At 39.8% G+C, this 16,418-nt stretch carries 14 protein-coding genes; 7 read left to right on the top strand and 7 right to left on the bottom strand.

Annotated elements, in window-relative coordinates; genetic code table 11:
- Nucleotides 1–88: 88 nt before the first annotated feature.
- Nucleotides 89–328: a hypothetical protein gene (locus AABK37_RS34835; protein ID WP_432556035.1), complete on the bottom strand. Its 240-nt coding sequence runs from the start codon at nucleotides 326–328 to the stop codon at nucleotides 89–91.
- Nucleotides 329–580: 252 nt separating this feature from the next.
- Here AABK37_RS34835 and AABK37_RS34830 point away from each other — a divergent pair, with 252 nt between their 5' ends.
- The 3 genes from AABK37_RS34830 (at nucleotide 581) to AABK37_RS34820 (ending at nucleotide 3,387) form a co-directional block, all read left to right on the top strand.
- Nucleotides 581–736 carry a hypothetical protein gene (locus AABK37_RS34830; protein ID WP_432556034.1) on the top strand — a complete coding sequence of 52 codons (156 nt, stop codon included), beginning with the start codon at nucleotides 581–583 and terminating at the stop codon, nucleotides 734–736.
- A gap of 64 nt (nucleotides 737–800) precedes the next feature.
- Nucleotides 801–1,745, top strand: a complete 945-nt coding sequence (gene uvsE / locus AABK37_RS34825) for a UV DNA damage repair endonuclease UvsE (RefSeq protein WP_432556033.1) — start codon at nucleotides 801–803, stop codon at nucleotides 1,743–1,745.
- 43 nt (nucleotides 1,746–1,788) lie between these two features.
- Entirely contained in the window at nucleotides 1,789–3,387 is a 1,599-nt protein-coding gene (locus AABK37_RS34820) for an Hsp70 family protein (protein WP_432556036.1), read from the top strand.
- Here AABK37_RS34820 and AABK37_RS34815 read toward each other — a convergent pair.
- From AABK37_RS34815 to AABK37_RS34795, 5 genes are all read right to left on the bottom strand, one after another.
- Complete coding sequence (locus tag AABK37_RS34815) at nucleotides 3,338–3,583, bottom strand: hypothetical protein (protein WP_432556032.1); 246 nt, start codon at nucleotides 3,581–3,583, stop codon at nucleotides 3,338–3,340. The genes AABK37_RS34820 and AABK37_RS34815 overlap by 50 nt on opposite strands.
- The gene (locus AABK37_RS34810) at nucleotides 3,532–4,044 is read right to left on the bottom strand and encodes a L,D-transpeptidase (RefSeq protein WP_432556031.1); all 513 of its coding nucleotides are present in this window, start codon (nucleotides 4,042–4,044) and stop codon (nucleotides 3,532–3,534) included. The genes AABK37_RS34815 and AABK37_RS34810 overlap by 52 nt, the downstream gene beginning before the upstream one ends.
- Before the next feature lie 479 nt (nucleotides 4,045–4,523).
- Entirely contained in the window at nucleotides 4,524–5,741 is a 1,218-nt protein-coding gene (locus AABK37_RS34805; RefSeq protein WP_432556030.1) for a sensor histidine kinase, read from the bottom strand.
- A gap of 6 nt (nucleotides 5,742–5,747) precedes the next feature.
- Complete coding sequence (locus AABK37_RS34800) at nucleotides 5,748–8,489, bottom strand: ATP-binding protein (RefSeq protein WP_432556029.1); 2,742 nt, start codon at nucleotides 8,487–8,489, stop codon at nucleotides 5,748–5,750.
- Between the two features lie 105 nt (nucleotides 8,490–8,594).
- Complete coding sequence (locus AABK37_RS34795; protein WP_432556028.1) at nucleotides 8,595–8,777, bottom strand: histidine kinase; 183 nt, start codon at nucleotides 8,775–8,777, stop codon at nucleotides 8,595–8,597.
- A 99-nt stretch (nucleotides 8,778–8,876) separates the two neighbouring features.
- Here AABK37_RS34795 and AABK37_RS34790 point away from each other — a divergent pair, with 99 nt between their 5' ends.
- The 4 genes from AABK37_RS34790 to AABK37_RS34775 all read left to right on the top strand — a co-directional run bounded on the left by AABK37_RS34790 (nucleotide 8,877) and on the right by AABK37_RS34775 (nucleotide 14,966).
- Nucleotides 8,877–10,448: a sigma-70 family RNA polymerase sigma factor gene (locus AABK37_RS34790; RefSeq protein WP_432556027.1), complete on the top strand. Its 1,572-nt coding sequence runs from the start codon at nucleotides 8,877–8,879 to the stop codon at nucleotides 10,446–10,448.
- The gene (locus AABK37_RS34785) at nucleotides 10,445–11,668 is read left to right on the top strand and encodes a DUF1822 family protein (RefSeq protein WP_432556026.1); all 1,224 of its coding nucleotides are present in this window, start codon (nucleotides 10,445–10,447) and stop codon (nucleotides 11,666–11,668) included. Before AABK37_RS34790 ends, AABK37_RS34785 begins: the two co-directional genes overlap by 4 nt.
- Before the next feature lie 20 nt (nucleotides 11,669–11,688).
- On the top strand, nucleotides 11,689–14,049 hold the full coding sequence (locus AABK37_RS34780) for a CHASE2 domain-containing protein (RefSeq protein ID WP_432556025.1): 2,361 nt from the start codon (nucleotides 11,689–11,691) through the stop codon (nucleotides 14,047–14,049).
- Nucleotides 14,050–14,216: 167 nt separating this feature from the next.
- On the top strand, nucleotides 14,217–14,966 hold the full coding sequence (locus AABK37_RS34775; RefSeq protein WP_432556024.1) for a DUF928 domain-containing protein: 750 nt from the start codon (nucleotides 14,217–14,219) through the stop codon (nucleotides 14,964–14,966).
- Nucleotides 14,967–15,090: 124 nt separating this feature from the next.
- Here the strand turns inward: AABK37_RS34775 and AABK37_RS34770 are convergent.
- The coding region (locus AABK37_RS34770) for a CHAT domain-containing protein (protein ID WP_432556023.1) at nucleotides 15,091–16,418 on the bottom strand (1,328 nt) is incomplete at its 5' end.

The raw sequence follows: 16,418 nt of genomic DNA, 5'->3' as shown, positions 1-16,418 counted from the left end.
TTTTTGCAAATTCGTTTGGCTTATACATATATCACTCATAGACCAGCTATGACTATGAGTGTACAGCTTTGTCTAGGTTATTGGCGACTTAGGACAAACTCCTTGATGATTGAGGTTTTGATGTGGGCTTTAAAAATATCCATGCGACAAAGAAAGTTGCCGCTGTAAATAGTTGCGTTAGATCCAAAGCAGATAAATACCCATCAGAAAAAGAAGCAATACTGCGATCGGTTATACCAAATACCCACGATGAAATACCAAATAGCCAAATCCCATTCTTGAGACTTCCCACAAATTGCTTAGAGTCTGGTGATTGTTCGTTATTCATAATTTCCTGCTTTATTGATGAATCCGATGTCTGAGTAGAAATTCCCATATGTAATTTGTCTGTATTTACTTTATATTAATAAATATTTTCTTAACTTGACTAAAATGCCAAAACGTACATCGGAAGATGCTTTTTGATTCAAGTCCTGAAATTCTATACAGGGTAGTCAGGCATTTTTGTTACAAGAACGACCAAAATATATAAAAAAATTAACATTTCGTTAAAATAACTCTTTGGATAGATATTTTGGGAATGGGGAGTGGAGGAGTGGGGGAGGGGAGGAGTGGAGGAGTGGGGGAGTGGGCAGACTTGGCAGACTTGGCAGACTTGGCAGACAAGAAGAAATTTCTTCCCCATCCCCCACTCTCCCCCTCTCCCCTCTCTCCCCCTCTTCTTTTATGCCCTTAGATACTGATTATTTAGGGGCAAAACTTAGTTAAATCGATAATGGCGGTACTATATAAATTATTTAATGACTGCAATCCAGATAAACAATCTACCTAATGTAGAGCAGCGAAAAGCGGTTACGCCTGAGTTAGGACTGGTGTGTATCACCTTTTCTAAAGAGGTGCGTTTTCGGACGATGACGCGCACGCGATATTTGCAACTGACTCCAGAACAACGTGAAAGCGCTTTGAGAGAACTTTATCGAGATAACTTGCAGCGTCTAAATACTGGCTTATCTTTTTGTCAAGAAAATCAGATTCGGCTTTATCGCATGTCGTGTGGTTTGTTTCCTCTAAGTGACATGGAAGACGAAATCGGCGCACATATATTAGAGGATATGAGCGCAGATTTAGCCAAAATAGGGCAAAGAGCGGCAGAATTGAAGATTAGAATGGTGCTGCATCCAGACCAATATGTAGTTCTCAGTTCTGATTCGCCGGATGTGGTAAAATCAAGTATCAAAATTCTGGAAGGACACGCGCACACGCTTGACTTGCTGGGGTTGCCACAATCCACTTGGTCTTTGATGAATATTCATGGTGGCAAATCTCAACGCGCAGATCAACTGGTGCGAGTAGTTTCGGAACTACCAGAAAACATCAAAAATCGCTTGACTTTTGAAAATGACGAATACGCTTACAGCAGTGAAGAAATTTTAGAAGTGTGTCAGCGAACTGGTGTGCCAATGGTATTTGATGCTCATCACCATATTTGCCATGAAAATTTAGATAGCTACGAAGATCCAAGTGTAGCATCAATGTTTTATGCAGCGCGAGAAACTTGGGCTAATCCAGAGTGGCAATTAGTGCATATTTCCAACGGTGAAAACGCTTTTAAGGATAGAAAACACAGCGAATTGATTACCGATATGCCAAGCGTGTATCGCGAAGCACCTTGGATAGAAATTGAAGCAAAACGCAAAGAAGAAGCGATCGCCCATTTGCGCTCTTGGTGGATTATGGGAAAATAATCTCTTGTTCCCTTTTGCCTTTCTCCTTTCCCCTTCCCCTTTTATGGCGATCGCAATCGATTTTGGTACTAGCAACACAGTTATTGCTCGTTGGAATCCTGTAACCAACAGTGCAGAAACCCTTACTATACCAGGTTTGTCAGTTCAACAAAGTTTGAACCCACCACTAATTCCCAGCTTGGTTTATGTTGAAGATGCTTCTATTGGACAAGTATTAGTCGGGCAACAAGTACGCGATCGCGGTTTTGATTTAAGTAGCGAACCGCGATTTTTTCGCAGCTTTAAACGCGGTATTGGTGCAGAAATTCAAGGTTTCTTACCCGAACTTGATGGACAGAATATCACCTTTGAGCAAGTAGGGCAATGGTTTCTTTCTCAAGTGATTTCTCAACTAGCACCAATGCAAGGAGGGTTAGATTCTTTAATATTAACAGTGCCGGTAGATAGCTTTGAAGCTTATCGTCATTGGTTAGGAAAAGTTTGTCAAGCCCTTCCCGTCGAATCTGTGCGAATGTTAGATGAACCCACAGCAGCAGCTTTGGGTTATGGGATGGTAAACGAAGAAATTCTTTTAGTAATTGACTTTGGCGGCGGAACTTTAGATTTATCTTTGGTACAGTTAGATAAAAGCGTGCAAAGAACCCAAAAGCCAGTCGGTTTTCTATTGAAATGGGGTAATAAATCTTTAGCCGAAGATTCAAAACAAAAAGTCAAAACTGCCCGCGTACTAGCGAAAGCAGGGCAAAATTTAGGCGGTACTGATATCGATAATTGGTTGGTAGATTACTTTGCCAAAACTCAAGGATTAGCGGTAAGTCCTTTGACAACGCGATTAGCAGAAAGGATAAAAATTCAGCTATCAACGCAAACTCAAGGAAGCGAAGTTTATTTTAATGATGAGACATTTGAAAGTTACGAATTAGAACTAAATCGCGATACTTTGGAAAATATTCTCAAAGAACACTCGTTTTTTGAGTTATTAGATGAATCGATGACAACACTGTTACAGCAAGCGCGACGTCAGGGAATAGAAATTGCCGATATTAATGCAGTTTTATTAGTTGGTGGAACAGTACAATTACCAGCAGTGCAAACTTGGGTAAAACAGTATTTTAGCGAAGAAAAAATTCGTTGCGAACGTCCTTTTGAAGCGATCGCTCAAGGTGCTTTACAATTAGCACAAGGCGTAGAAATCAAAGATTTTCTTTACCACAGCTACGGTATCCGCTATTGGGATCGACGCAACAAGCGTCATAGCTGGCATCCTATCATCAAAGAGGGGCAGCCTTACCCGATGAATCAAGCAGTAGAATTAGTTTTAGGCGCTTCTGTAGAAAATCAGCCCAGCATAGAATTAATTATGGGGGAATTAGGAGCAGAAACAGGCGGCACGGAAGTATTTTTTGATGGCGATCGCTTAATTACCCGCCGTCAGGATAACATACAAACAACCGTCCAACCCCTCAACGATAAAGACGGTGCCAGAACAATAGCCCAACTCACACCCCCAGGATATCCTGGAAGCGATCGCATCAAAATTCATTTTCAAGTCGATCAACAACGCTTTTTACGAATCACAGTTGAAGACTTATTCACACATGAAACCCTCTTAGAAAACCAATTAGTAGCACAGTTGAGTTAGAGGGAATGGGGAATGGGGAATGCGTAATGGGGAATGCGTAATGGGGAATGGGTAATAGGTGAGATGAAAAAAGCAGATTTCCCCCTTGTCCCCCTTGTCCCCTTGTCCCCTTGTCCCCCTCCCCCCCTCTCCCCCTCTCCCTCTCTACCTCTGTATAACCACAGAAGTTCCCACCGATGCCCAATTGAATATCCATTTAGCGTGATTTACTGCCACATTCACACATCCGTGACTAACTGGAGTGCCAAAGCTTCGATGCCAATCTGCACCGTGAATTCCATAATTTCCGTCGTAAAACATTGCATAAGGAACATTAGGAATATCGTAATCATCGCCACGCATCCTAATTTTTTTGTGTTTGGATTGAATCTTAAAAGTACCTGTGAGAGTGGGGGTAGACTTCTTGCCTGTGGAAATAGCAACAGCATACACAGGTGTTGCCCCTTCCCAAGCTGTTAAACGTTGTTTTGAGAGGTCAATTTGAATCCAGCGTTGATTAGATTGTTGTAGCGTTTGGACTTGTTCAGCAATTATTTGGCTTTTTGGTTTTGCCCACACTTTATCGGCTTCAACATTAACAAAAGTTAAAGTCAAAGCAGCACCAGTAATCAATACTTTTAAGGTACGCAACCAGTTAGAAGAAATCAGACTTTTCATAGTAAATATACTCAATTTAAGTTTTTCAACTCATGTTTTGCACCATGCAAGAGCGAATTATATTCGCTGAATGCAAAATATAATTTCAAGGAATTTTTTAGCTTTTAACTTAAATTCCTCAACATTGCGGCAATCAGCATGAGTTTTATATAATTTCATCGTAAGGCAACTTTTTTAATTAGTCACTACTCTCAAGTAATAGCAGCGCTGTTTAGTAATTTCTATCTATAGGAATCCGGATTGATTGCCTGATAATATCAAGGTTTATAGCAGTTGACAATTGCATCAAGTACACGTTAACCTCACTCAACCCTTGAAGCGCTGACTTCACAGAATAACTTGGGGATATTAGTTTTCCGGGCGTTGCATATTTGCGGGATGATTTTCACTTCTCTGTTTCTTAAAAAACTTCTTCGCGTACTTCGCGCCTAGCCTTCGGCAACGCCAAGGGCGAATGCGGTTCGTTATTCATCCCTATTTTATGCAACGCCGTTTTCCGAATTGCTATATAGTGGCAAAGTAATAATAAACTCTGTTCCTTCTTTTAACTTAGAGTGGCAAGTTAAAGATCCGCCGTGTTTTTCGACTACAATAGAATAGGCGATCGCTAAACCTAAGCCTGTTCCATTTCCTACGGGTTTAGTGGTAAAAAATTGGTCAAAAATTTTTTGTTTTACATCCTCAGATATTCCTACTCCATTATCGGCAATCCGAATTAAGACACTCTTTTCGTCTGCTGTAACTTCTGTAGTAATTCTAATTTGTCCTTTTTCTTTAACAAATGATTGAATTGCATCAATGGCATTTGCTAAGATATTCATAAAAACTTGGTTAATTAGCCCTGCATAACATTCGACTAAAGGCAAATTAGCGTATTCTTTAACTACTTCGATTTCTGGATGCTTTTGAGTTTGTTTGAGACGACTGCTGAGAATCATCAGAGTGCTATCAATGCCATCATGCAAGTTTACTGATTTGCGTTCAGCTTCATCTAAGCGAGAAAATATTCTGAGCGATCGCACAATTTCTTGAATTCGCTCAGTCCCCACTGTCATTGATGATAACAGCTTGCAAAGGTCTTGTTTGATAAAGTCTAGTTCAATTTTTTGGGAATAATCTTGAATTTCTGGAATAGAATCACAGGTATAAACTTCATATAAATGCAGTAATTTTAATAATTGTTCAATATATTGTGTAGCATAATGTAAATTACCTTCAATAAAATTAACTGGGTTGTTAATTTCGTGAGCAACTCCCGCTACTAATTGCCCTAAAGAAGACATTTTTTCTTGCTGTACTAACTTAAGTTGAGTTTTACGCAATTCTAAATGGACATTAATTCGGGCTAATACTTCTTCATGCTGAAAAGGTTTAGTAATATAATCAACTGCTCCTACTTGCAACCCTTTCACCTTATCCACCACATCAGAAAGAGCTGTCATAAAAATCACTGGAATATCCTTGGTTTTTGGGTTAGCTTTTAGACGACGACAGGTTTCAAATCCATCAATTCCCGGCATCATCACATCTAACAAAATTAATTGTGGTAATTCTTCTTGCGCTTTATTTATGGCACTTTCACCGTTTTTAGCTACAGACACACTAAAATTAGAATAATGTAAAAAATCAAGTAATACTTTAATGTTGGTGGGAATATCATCAACTATTAATATAGTATCTTGTTGAGTAGTTAGCATAAAAATTCACTCAATAAAAGGTTTAATTAAATTAGCGATCGCTTCATCATCAAATTCATCAGCTAACTTTAATACAGAGTTAGCAAAAGCTGTATATTTAGAGTCTAGCTGCATGATTCGGTTAGCTTCCTCTGTAATTCGCAAAACATAACCACCTTTAGCAGCTTGATACAAATTGGTAAGTTCTTGACTTGGGGGGATAACCATTTCATCCACTTCAGTAAAAGTGTTTTGAGTTTCCGCAACTAATTCTGAGTTATCCTTAGTTTCATAAATCCATTCCAACCCTAAATAAAGCTGTAATTGCTCAAGTAATTCGATTGCTTGCACAGGTTTAGGAATAAAATCATTACAGCCGGCTTCTCTACTTTTTTGGCGATCGAAGCTGAACACACTAGCAGAAGAAGCAATAATTAGCGCATTTTTAAAGTCTGGTAGATTCCGCAAACATTGAGTCATCTCAAAGCCATTCATCACAGGCATCGATAAATCAGTAATAATTAGATCGGGCTGAGATTCTCTAACTTTTTCTAAACCATCTTGTCCATTATTTGCCTCAATCAAATCAAAACCAATTGGCTCTAGCAAATTCACAATAACAGCACGATTTTCCCAGCGATCGTCAACAATCAAAATTTTCCGTCTTTCACCTTGATAACCAATTACATTTTGCTCAGGATGGGTTTTTTCTAACTTCATCAAATCTGTTGCTTCTATTAAATCTAAATCAAACCAAAACTTACTACCTTTTCCATAAGTACTCTCAACATAAATTTGACTGCCCATCATTTCCACAATTTTGCGACTAATTGCCAGTCCTAAACCAGTTCCTTCTGCTTTGTGTGCGCTATCTCCCACCTGTTCAAAAGGCAAAAAGATTTTATCTAACTGTTCCGGTGTCATTCCCACACCCGTATCTTCAACTTGAAAGCGAATTTTGGTGATTGGGAATTGCTCTTTCCCACTACCATTTACCCCTACTTTAAAACTCACGCTACCTTTATCAGTGAATTTGATAGCATTACCTAACAAATTAATTAACACTTGACGCAGACGTTTTTCATCAGCATGAATAGCTGTAGGTAAATGATTGAGTGCCTGATAATCGAAGCCAATTTCTTTTTGTTCTGCCTTAATGCTACATATTTCTCGAACTCCCAATAAAAATTTATCAAAATAAAAATCTGTGGGATATAGTTCTAACTTTTGTGCTTCGATTTTAGAAATATCTAAAACATCATTAATCAACGTTAACAAATGCGAACCGCATTGATAGATAATGCTGATTCCATCCTGTTGTTTAGAACTAGCACTTTTATCTCGTTGCAGAATTTGAGCATAGCCGAGAATACCGTTGAGAGGAGTTCGCAATTCATGGCTCATGTTTGCCAAAAAATCGCTTTTTGCATGGTTGGCAGCTTCGGCTTGTTCTTTGGCTAAATTCAATTCTTTTGTGCGTTCTGTAACTCGATTTTCTAGTTCCGTGAAAGACTCTTGCAATTGTTTTGCCATTTCGTTAAAAGACTGTGCCAAAACACTAATTTCTTTTACCCCGACAATTTCCATAGACGAGTCTAAGTTTCCCGCAGCAATTTGCTCAGATGCTTGGATTAATCGGAAAATTGGTTTAGCAATCCAGCGAGAGGTAATAACACCTAGCAACGTAGCCAACAATAAAGCTAATACACAAAGCAAAATAGTAATGCGTGTATTAACGTTAATTTGCCCCATGAAATCAGACTCTGGTACTGTCACGACAATCAGCCAATCTAGACCATATTTATCTTTCCAAGGCGTAATTTGAACAAATTGGCGCTGTCCGTTGAGGGTAAATTCTAAGTGTTGGCTAGCTTTGATTTTGTTTAAATTGCCAAAGTGTTTAGTTAAATGCTCTGCCGTGGCTCGAATTAAAATATCTTTACTGTCTGAGGCTTTAAGGCGTTTTGCCTCTTTATTTACCATTTTGTAAGGCGACTCAGTAGCGGAACTTGCGACTATCAGCCCGTCACGCTCTAAAATAAAAGTCTTGCCATTTGGACTAATTTTTAATTGGCGCAAGAAATTACTAATTTGCGAAAGCCGCAGGTCAACCCATAAGATTGCTTGCAGGGTGCGGGTTTCGTTATATACAGGATAAGTAGCAGAGATTGCTAATATGTCAGGGAAGCCATCCCAAGGATAAACGCTACTCCAAGCGGGCTTGCCTGCTTTAATGGCATCTTTGGATGAAGTGTCTTTTAGAACATCATAGTCATAGACATCTATCAGTTTAGTACGATTTCCCTGGCTATCTGTGGCGTAGGTGTAGCCTTTAGTTTTGGAGTAGGGGGAAGGTTGATCGATCGTGACATCGTGAAAGTCTTTGAAATATCCAGCCGCTACATATTCCCCATTTGGTAGGGTGTGACCGATGTACCCCACATCAAACACTTGCATTTGTTTCCAGAAATAACGCCCCATACCTTTTAAATCTCGCAGGTTAAGCAAGCCTAACTTGACGTTGCTGACGTTGACTTGATTAATTTGATGAGGAGTAGCTAAGTAACTATCTAGGTGCTGATCGATGCGATCGCTGACTTCAGTTTGCAATTGAGTCGCCAAATCATTAATCGCTTTTTGTCCGTTGCGTAGGGAAAAATAACCCACAAGTCCCACCGCTGCAAAGATTTGCAAAACAAACGGAACCACCAAAACAAGGCGTAATGGTACTTTCTGGGCAAGCAGGGTGCGGGTAGCGATACTTTTCATTTAATCAGTTGGCGTAAAATAAAGTCCTTGCCGAAGGCATCGTCTTTAAACGACGATGATTTGGCGCTGTTTACCTATATAGTTCCCAAACTGGATTTGAAAATTTCAACATCTAACATTGGGAATGGGGAATGGGGAATGGGGAATTGGGCATTGGGCATTGGGCATTGGGTAATGGGGAATGGGTAATGGGGAATGGGTAAGAAAGAAGAAATATTTCTCCCCCTTGTCCCCCTGCCCCCCTGCCCCCCCTGCCCCCTTGTCCTCTTTCCCTTTTCCCCTCCTCAAAAGTGCATAATTAACCTCAAGTGATTCCCATCAATTAATTAGAACCACAGCAGACACTCTTTTATGAACACTCGCTGACAACTAGCAAGAGGAAACTTCATGAAAAAACGTGAAGACATCGTGGAAAAGTTCTCGACGTTTCTCAGCTTTGGAAATGCCAACATTGCTAGAAACCTGATTTGGCACACAGATCCAGAACTAGAACGTTATATAAAACGTTTAGTCAAGTCTGAACCAGAAGCTAATAAGGAATTTTGGGCACGATATTTTTTGAAAATTTTAATAGAGGCATCCCATTCACAGAGTAAAGAAACAGAGAATAAAAAAGATACACGAACACAAATTCAAGCCAACGCAGGCAAATCTTCTGTTCCATCTTCTTCAATAGCGGGAAGACACTTATCAGCTTACTTACAAGAAGCTTGTTTGTGGGCTTCTCAAAAAAGTTATCAAAGGTTTAAGTTTCTCCGGCATAAATACCCATTAGAAGAATATTTTCAGATAGCTAATTCAGCTGCAAATCCTCCAGCTAAACTTCTCAGAAATTTTAATTTAGACCATCCGCAAACCAATATAGAAGGTTATGCTAAAACTGCATTAGTACGTTTTGTCAGCAATACAATTTATCGACAAGATATAGAAGCAAAAAGAGATAAATTTTCTGATTATGGTTTGTTAAAACATTTAACTAATAAAGAATTGCGAGAAGCTTTAACTTCCCAAGGTATGAACAATAACCAAATTCCATCATACTGCTTAGTTTGGCAATGCTTAGATGAAATTTATCAACCGAACCAGAGCTTAGTCAATAGGAATTTTAAATATCCAAGTGAAACACAATTAACCCAAATTACTTTTCGCTACAATCAACGGCAAAATCAACTAAATTCTTCTACAGCAACTTCACTAGAGAAAATTCAAGATATGCTGTCAACTTGCATTAAAGCTGCTCGCGATTACCGCACCAAACGTTTTTTACCTCTAGAAGAATATGATACTATATCTGACTTGATGCCTACTCCTTGGGATAGACTTTTGCAACAAGAAGCATCGGAACAAGTCCAATCTATCATCTGGCAGTTATTTTCAAATATGCCAGAAGCCGGACAAATAATATTTAAACTTTTGCTAGGATTAAATTTAACTCAAATTGAAATAGTCGCAGTTTTAAAAAGTAAGTATCCGGAATTGCAAAAGCAATATCAAGTGGCTCGTCACTTAGCAAGATACAATAAAAATCTCTTAAAAGACTTGGCTAATGAGTGGCAGAAAATTAACCCAGAAGTTTGCCTAAATGATGACAAAGATATTGAACGAATAAAAGACGCTATGGGTGAGTGCTTGCAGTCGCTCTGTCAAAACTTGTTATATTCGACTTTAGATAAAATTGAAGAACAATGCAATCATTCAAAAAAGCTTTCAACTCTAACCAATGAAATAAATCTGCTGAAACAGCCACGACTAGAACCGTTGATTGTTGACTTATCTGAGGCATCTAATATGCTTCGAGAGATAAAACAAAATTTAATAAATTGTTTCCAGGAAGAATTAGAAATTAATATGAATTTACCGAAAAAATCTCTAAAGTTAGTTGAACCTAAAATAGATATTTTTGTTGATGAATGGATAAAAGGCAAACTTTATGTTGGTAATAAGGGTGAAGTAAGATGACATCTGATTTGAATGAATTAATGGTAATTTATCCCGATAAATTATGGTTAGAAATATCAGACCAAGCACAAGAACACGCATGGCGATTATCTAAACTAAAGTCTTACTCTCATACAACTGCTAGTTGGAATGCCTACCTTAATAATCTGTGTTTGCATATTTTTTTGGCTTGGTTGAAAGAAGACCCCGATTTGCGGGAAACTGTCAATGTTTGGCTGGATGACGAGCAACTAGCCAGCGTCTGGGAAGTTGTAAATGGCACGATGCTAACTATCGGTGATACTAAATTAGTCCTAATTCCCAGCGATAAAAGTAATTTTCAAGAGTTGCGGATTCCCCAAGAATGGGTTGATATTCCTAACTGGGCAGGTAACTATTATTTGGCTGTGCAGTTAAACTTGGAAGAACGCTGGTTTGGGGTATGGGGATACGCAACTCATCAACAAATCCGGAAGGATGCTAAATATGATTCTTTGGATCAAACTTACTCTTTGGATGTAGAAGATTTAATTACAGATTTGAATGTGATGTGGGTAGCACGAGAAGTTTGCCCTGTTGAGAAACTAGAAGTAGAACCTTTATCGATATCAAGTACAAAAGTAGAGAAATTATTAGAGCAATTAAGTAAATTCACGTTTTACTCACCTCGCTTAGATGTGCCTTTTGAAATGTGGGGAGCACTACTAGCGGTGGAAGAATATCGGCAGCGTCTCTATCAACGACGGCTAGAAAATCAAAAAAACAATCAAGTTGAATGCAGCCAAATGAAAGCAAATAATTTGAGCCAATGGTTTGAAAATATCTTTGAGGTGGGTTGGCAATCTTTTGATGCCGTTATAAGCTCACAACAGAAGACTTTAGCCGTTCAATTTAGAACTGATGCGACGTTGAACGACCCGCGTGTTAAGGGAGCCAAGTTAATTGATTTGGGGATGCAATTGGGTGGTACTGCCGTTGTGCTGCTACTGGGTTTAACATCAGAGTTGGATGAAAAAATCAGTATTCGCGTGCAACTGCATCCGGCAAATGAAGAAATTTACTTGCCACCCCATCTCAGACTGGTTTTGCTCTCGGAATCAGGGAAAATTCTTCAGGAAGTACAATCAAGAAATCACGATCATTTGATTCAATTAAAGAAATTTAAATCTCATCCTGGAAAAAATTTTAGTATTAAAATAGCTTTTGGTGATATCAGTATTCAAGAGAACTTTGTGCTTTAACCGCTGGTTAACTTCCAAGCATGAGTAAGTTAGTTGTATTAAATTTGGGAAGAGGTGACTTAAAGCGGGGCTTTCCCTCGGTGACAGTTCAGCTATGGGAAGAAGGCAATCCCATTGCCATGCAATTTACAGGCAGCTTACCACCGGCATTGTCGCTTTGGCAACTCTACAGGCGTTGGCAGTTACTTTATCAGTTGCTCTATGAAGCGCTTTATCCTAGTTTGGGTTGGCGGAAATACGTAAATAAAGAAGATGAAGAAATCGAAATAGATGAAGAGGACGTAACCAATATTTCCTCGGTGGATTTTATTAATTTATGTGATGATTTATCTCAGGGAATCAATACTTGGCTGAAGTCCGAGGCATTTCGCAATATTGACCAAAAATTACGCACAACATTAGATACTGATGAGGAAATTCGGGTAATTTTGGCAACAGAAGACGAAGAAGTAAAACGGCTTCCTTGGCATCTGTGGGATTTATTTGAAGATTACCAATCAAGTATTGTCGGCATCAGTGCTGCGGAGATTGAACGAGTTAAGCCATTACCTAAAAATCCAGGGGATAAGTTAAGAATTTTAGCGATTATTGGCAATAGTGAAGGAATTGATGTCCAAAAAGATAGAGCAATTTTAGAACAATTACCAGGCGCTGAAACAGTTTTTCTGGTAGAGCCACAACGACAAGAGTTAGATAAATGGCTGTGGGATAAACAGGGGTGGGATATTCTCTTTTTTGCCGGACATGGTTCAACTCAAACTGATGGGGAAACCGGGCGAATTCATATTAATAAAACTGATTGTCTGACGGTTCCTCAGTTGAAAAATGCGCTGAAAGCAGCGATCGCTCGCGGGTTGCGTTTAGCTATTTTTAACTCCTGCGATGGGCTTTCCTTAGCGCGGAATTTAGCTTCTTTGCAGATTCCGCAAATGATTGTCATGCGCGAACCTGTGCCGGATTTAGTCGCACAAGAATTTTTGAAGCATTTTCTCGCAGCATTTGCTGATGGTGAGTCTTTTTATTTGGCGGTGCGAGAAGCACAAGATAGGTTGCAGGGTTTAGAAAATGAGTTTCCCTGTGCTAGTTGGTTACCTGTGATGTGTCAAAATCCATCCGAAGCACCGCTAGTTTGGCAAAAACCGATTGTTGCTCCTAAGCGCAAATCCGCACCAAATCGTCGTATTCTACGGATCGCTTTTCAAGTCAGCTTGTTCGTAACCGCTTTGATAATAGGAATGCGCTCGCTTGGGATTTTACAGTCGTCAGAACTGATGTCTTTCGATCGCGTCATGCGATCGCGTCCTTATGAAGCACAAGATCAACGCATTTTGGTGGTTGGCATCACCGAAGCTGATGTTCGCGTACAAAGCGCCAAAGAAAGAGGTGGAGCTTCATTATCAGACAAAACTTTGGCACTCGTTGTGAGAAAATTAGAACAGTTTCAACCGCGAGCGATCGGCTTGGATATTTATCGCGAGAATCCAGTCAGCACAGATTATGCTTCTTTAACCAAGACAATGCAAAATAGCGATCGCTTTTTCGCTATCTGCAAAACCAGTGAAGATGACAAAAACCCTGGTATCCCCGCACCTCCAGAAGTGAGCGTGCAACGCCAAGGCTTTAGTGATGTTTTAGCCGATCCCGACGGCGTTATCCGCCGACAATTATTGGCGATGGCACCAGCACTTCCTTGTTTAACCGACAAATCCTTCAGCTTTCGTTTAGCGAGCCGTTACTTGGCTGATTTTGGCATTATACCACAACTTAATTCCGAAAAAAACTTTCAGTTTGGCAATGTCGTCTTCAAAAACTTAGAGTCAAACAGCGGGGGTTATCACAAAATCGATAATTTAGGTCATCAAGTGCTGCTAAACTGGCGAGCAAGACCTGCGATCGCTCCACAAGTTACACTTAAACAAGTTCTACTCAATGAACTTACGCCAGATTTAGTGCGCGATCGCATTGTCATCATTGGTACCACAGCTGAAAGTTATCATGACTATTGGTCTACTCCCTACAGCGCCCAAAAAATGCCCTACCAACCGATGTCAGGGATAGTCGTTCAAGCGCATATGGTAAGTCAGATTCTCAGTGCTGTGTTGGATCGCAGACCATTATTATCAGTCTTGCCAAAATGGTGTGAAGTTATGTGGATCTGGTGCTGGTCTATTGGCGGAGGTATGATTGCTTGGTACTTCCGCACACCATTACACTTAGGAATAGCGATCGCCTGCGGTCTGGCTATTTTATATGGAGTTTGCCTTTATATATTAATACAAGGGATATGGATACCGCTTGTTCCCTCAGCCTTGGTTTTCCTAGCTTGTAGTGTAATTGTGGCAGTATATACTGCATCTGAGAATAATAAAAAACACAATTAACAAATAACTAATAATCTCATGTCCCCTCAATTACCCCGTCAGCAACAAACCTCTAGAAAGTCTTCCCTCCCCTTCTAGGGGAGGGACAGGTTTTGCGTAGCAATAACCAGGGAGAGGTTTGAATGGAATTAAGGTTAATTTGCTGTACATAATATAACAAATAACTAATGATGAATGAAAAAATCAAACGTGCATTTCCCATTATTTTGACATCGCTGTGCATTAGCTACATGATGCCAGTCATGGCATATTTCGATTCATCTAATATACAAATTCGTTTTAATCAAAAAGAAGCAGATGGATCGAGCCGAGGCAGACCATCTAGAAGGGTAGGAACGGGAAGTCGCGGAGAATGTCCACCTGTGGAAGTGCCAGTTACTGCTTTGATACCCAATAAAAATCCCGGTTTAACGGTTGAGGAACATCCTACGTTTTGGTTTTTTGTCCCTTATCAGTTTAATAATACATCCGGGGGAGAGTTTGCCTTGCAGGATGAAGCAAACAATGATGTTTACCGAACTTCTTTTAAGCTGCCGGAAACAGCAGGGATAGTTAGCCTCAGCGTACCATCCACAGTAAGCTTAGAACTTAACAAAAGCTATCAATGGTACTTTAAAATTTACTGTAGTCGGCAAAATTTATCTAACCCAGTATTTGTGCGTGGATGGGTGCAAAGAAAAGCGCTCAAACCAGATTTAGAGAGACTTTTGCAAGCAGCTAACGATAAGCGATCGCGCATTGCTATTTATGCTGAAAATGGTATTTGGTATTCAGCTTTGACCGAGTTAGCTAAACTTCATTTTGCGGAACCTAAAAATACCGTCTTTATTAATGATTGGACTAATTTGTTGCGAGATGTTGGCTTGGAGAATTTAGCCGAACAACCGTTTGTCGGTGAAGTGAAAAGCTACCGTTAAGTTAGGTAATGGGGAATGGGTAATGGGGAATGGGTAATGGGGAATGGGTAATGGGGAATAAAAATAATTACCAATGCCCAATGCCCAATGCCCAATGCCCCATGCCCAATTACCCATTACCCATCTAAAGCCAATTTCCAACTAAAACATAAGGTGCCCAAAAATAAGGAGTTTGATATTTAGCTAATAAAGCAAGTTGAGCGTGACGCAAAGCTTTGGCTTTAGTTTCGCGTTGTGCTAACTCTTGATAAAATTGATTCATTAATTCGGCAGTTGATTGGTCTTCTACCGACCATAAAGTTGCTAAAGTACTGCGGGCGCCTGCTCGCACGGCTATTCCTGCTAAACCTAAGGTAGCTCGCTTGTCACCACTAGCGGTTTGACAAGCACTGAGAACAAGTAATTCAATTGCGCGATCGCTTGTATTACGAAGCCGCAATAAGTTATCAAAATCTTTTACTTTCAACAGTTGTTCCCAAGTGAGAATAAAGGTTTTCTCGGCGTTAGAACTAAACTCACCGTGAGTCGCTATGTGAACTACACTAAAGGGTGCTTCTTTAATCTGATTTTGGACATTTTTTTCAGTAAAAGTGCGATTGAGAAGTTCTTGACTTTTGGGAATTGTTGAGTGAATTTTTTTTGATTCCACTATTACGTTGTTGAGCGGAGGAAATGAGCGACCTTCGATTTCGCGTTGTTCGCTAACTCCAGCAATTAAAACATTTAATTCTCTACCTTGCAAAGGTTTGGGGTCAATAAGTTGCAAACCAGGAGCTAAGGCGATCGCATACTTTTCGATTAAATATTGTTTCTGTTTCTCGTCATAAAGAACACCCATCGGAATATTTCGCAAAGAACCATCTAGTACAAACACTAAGGTTTTCATCTTTATCTTTGCTAAATCAGCTTCCAGTGGTTGAATTAACCATTCATACAGTTTTTGTGAGAGTTTTTTAACATCATTAATCCGGTCGGGTTCTTTGAGATATTGCCCTAATTTATCTAGCGTACTTTCAACTTCTTTTGCCTCTTTGTAAGTCGTATAGTGGCTAAGTTCGCTTTCATTTGGTAGCTTGAGGATAATTTCTATGCGGTCTTTTAAAATAATTGGATAAATGACTGCTGCTGTCGAATCATTTTTGTCAACCACGTCATCAATTTGTTTTGGTTTCGCTTGTAAACAAGCTTCCCGAAAAAAGTTTTCTAGTTCACTTAATTGCAAAGCTTCAATCACATTCCGCGCTTGCTTTAAGTTATCTTGACTAACTGAAAATTGGGAATTGGGCATTGGGCAAAGGAGGGCATTGGGCAAAGGAGGGCATTGGGCAAAGGAGGGCATTTTTCCCCCCTGTCCCCCTTGTCCACGGACACGTTCCTTAACGGGGACGCCACATGCTTCAACGGAGGGAACCTCCGCAACGCAGTGGCTTGGGAACCCCCGCACGGAAGTGT

The sequence above is a fragment of the Tolypothrix sp. VBCCA 56010 genome (genome assembly GCF_050875635.1).
Lineage (GTDB): Bacteria > Cyanobacteriota > Cyanobacteriia > Cyanobacteriales > Nostocaceae > Hassallia.
Note: the sequence above shows the minus strand (reverse complement) of the source record. Positions and strands in the feature narration are given on the sequence as shown.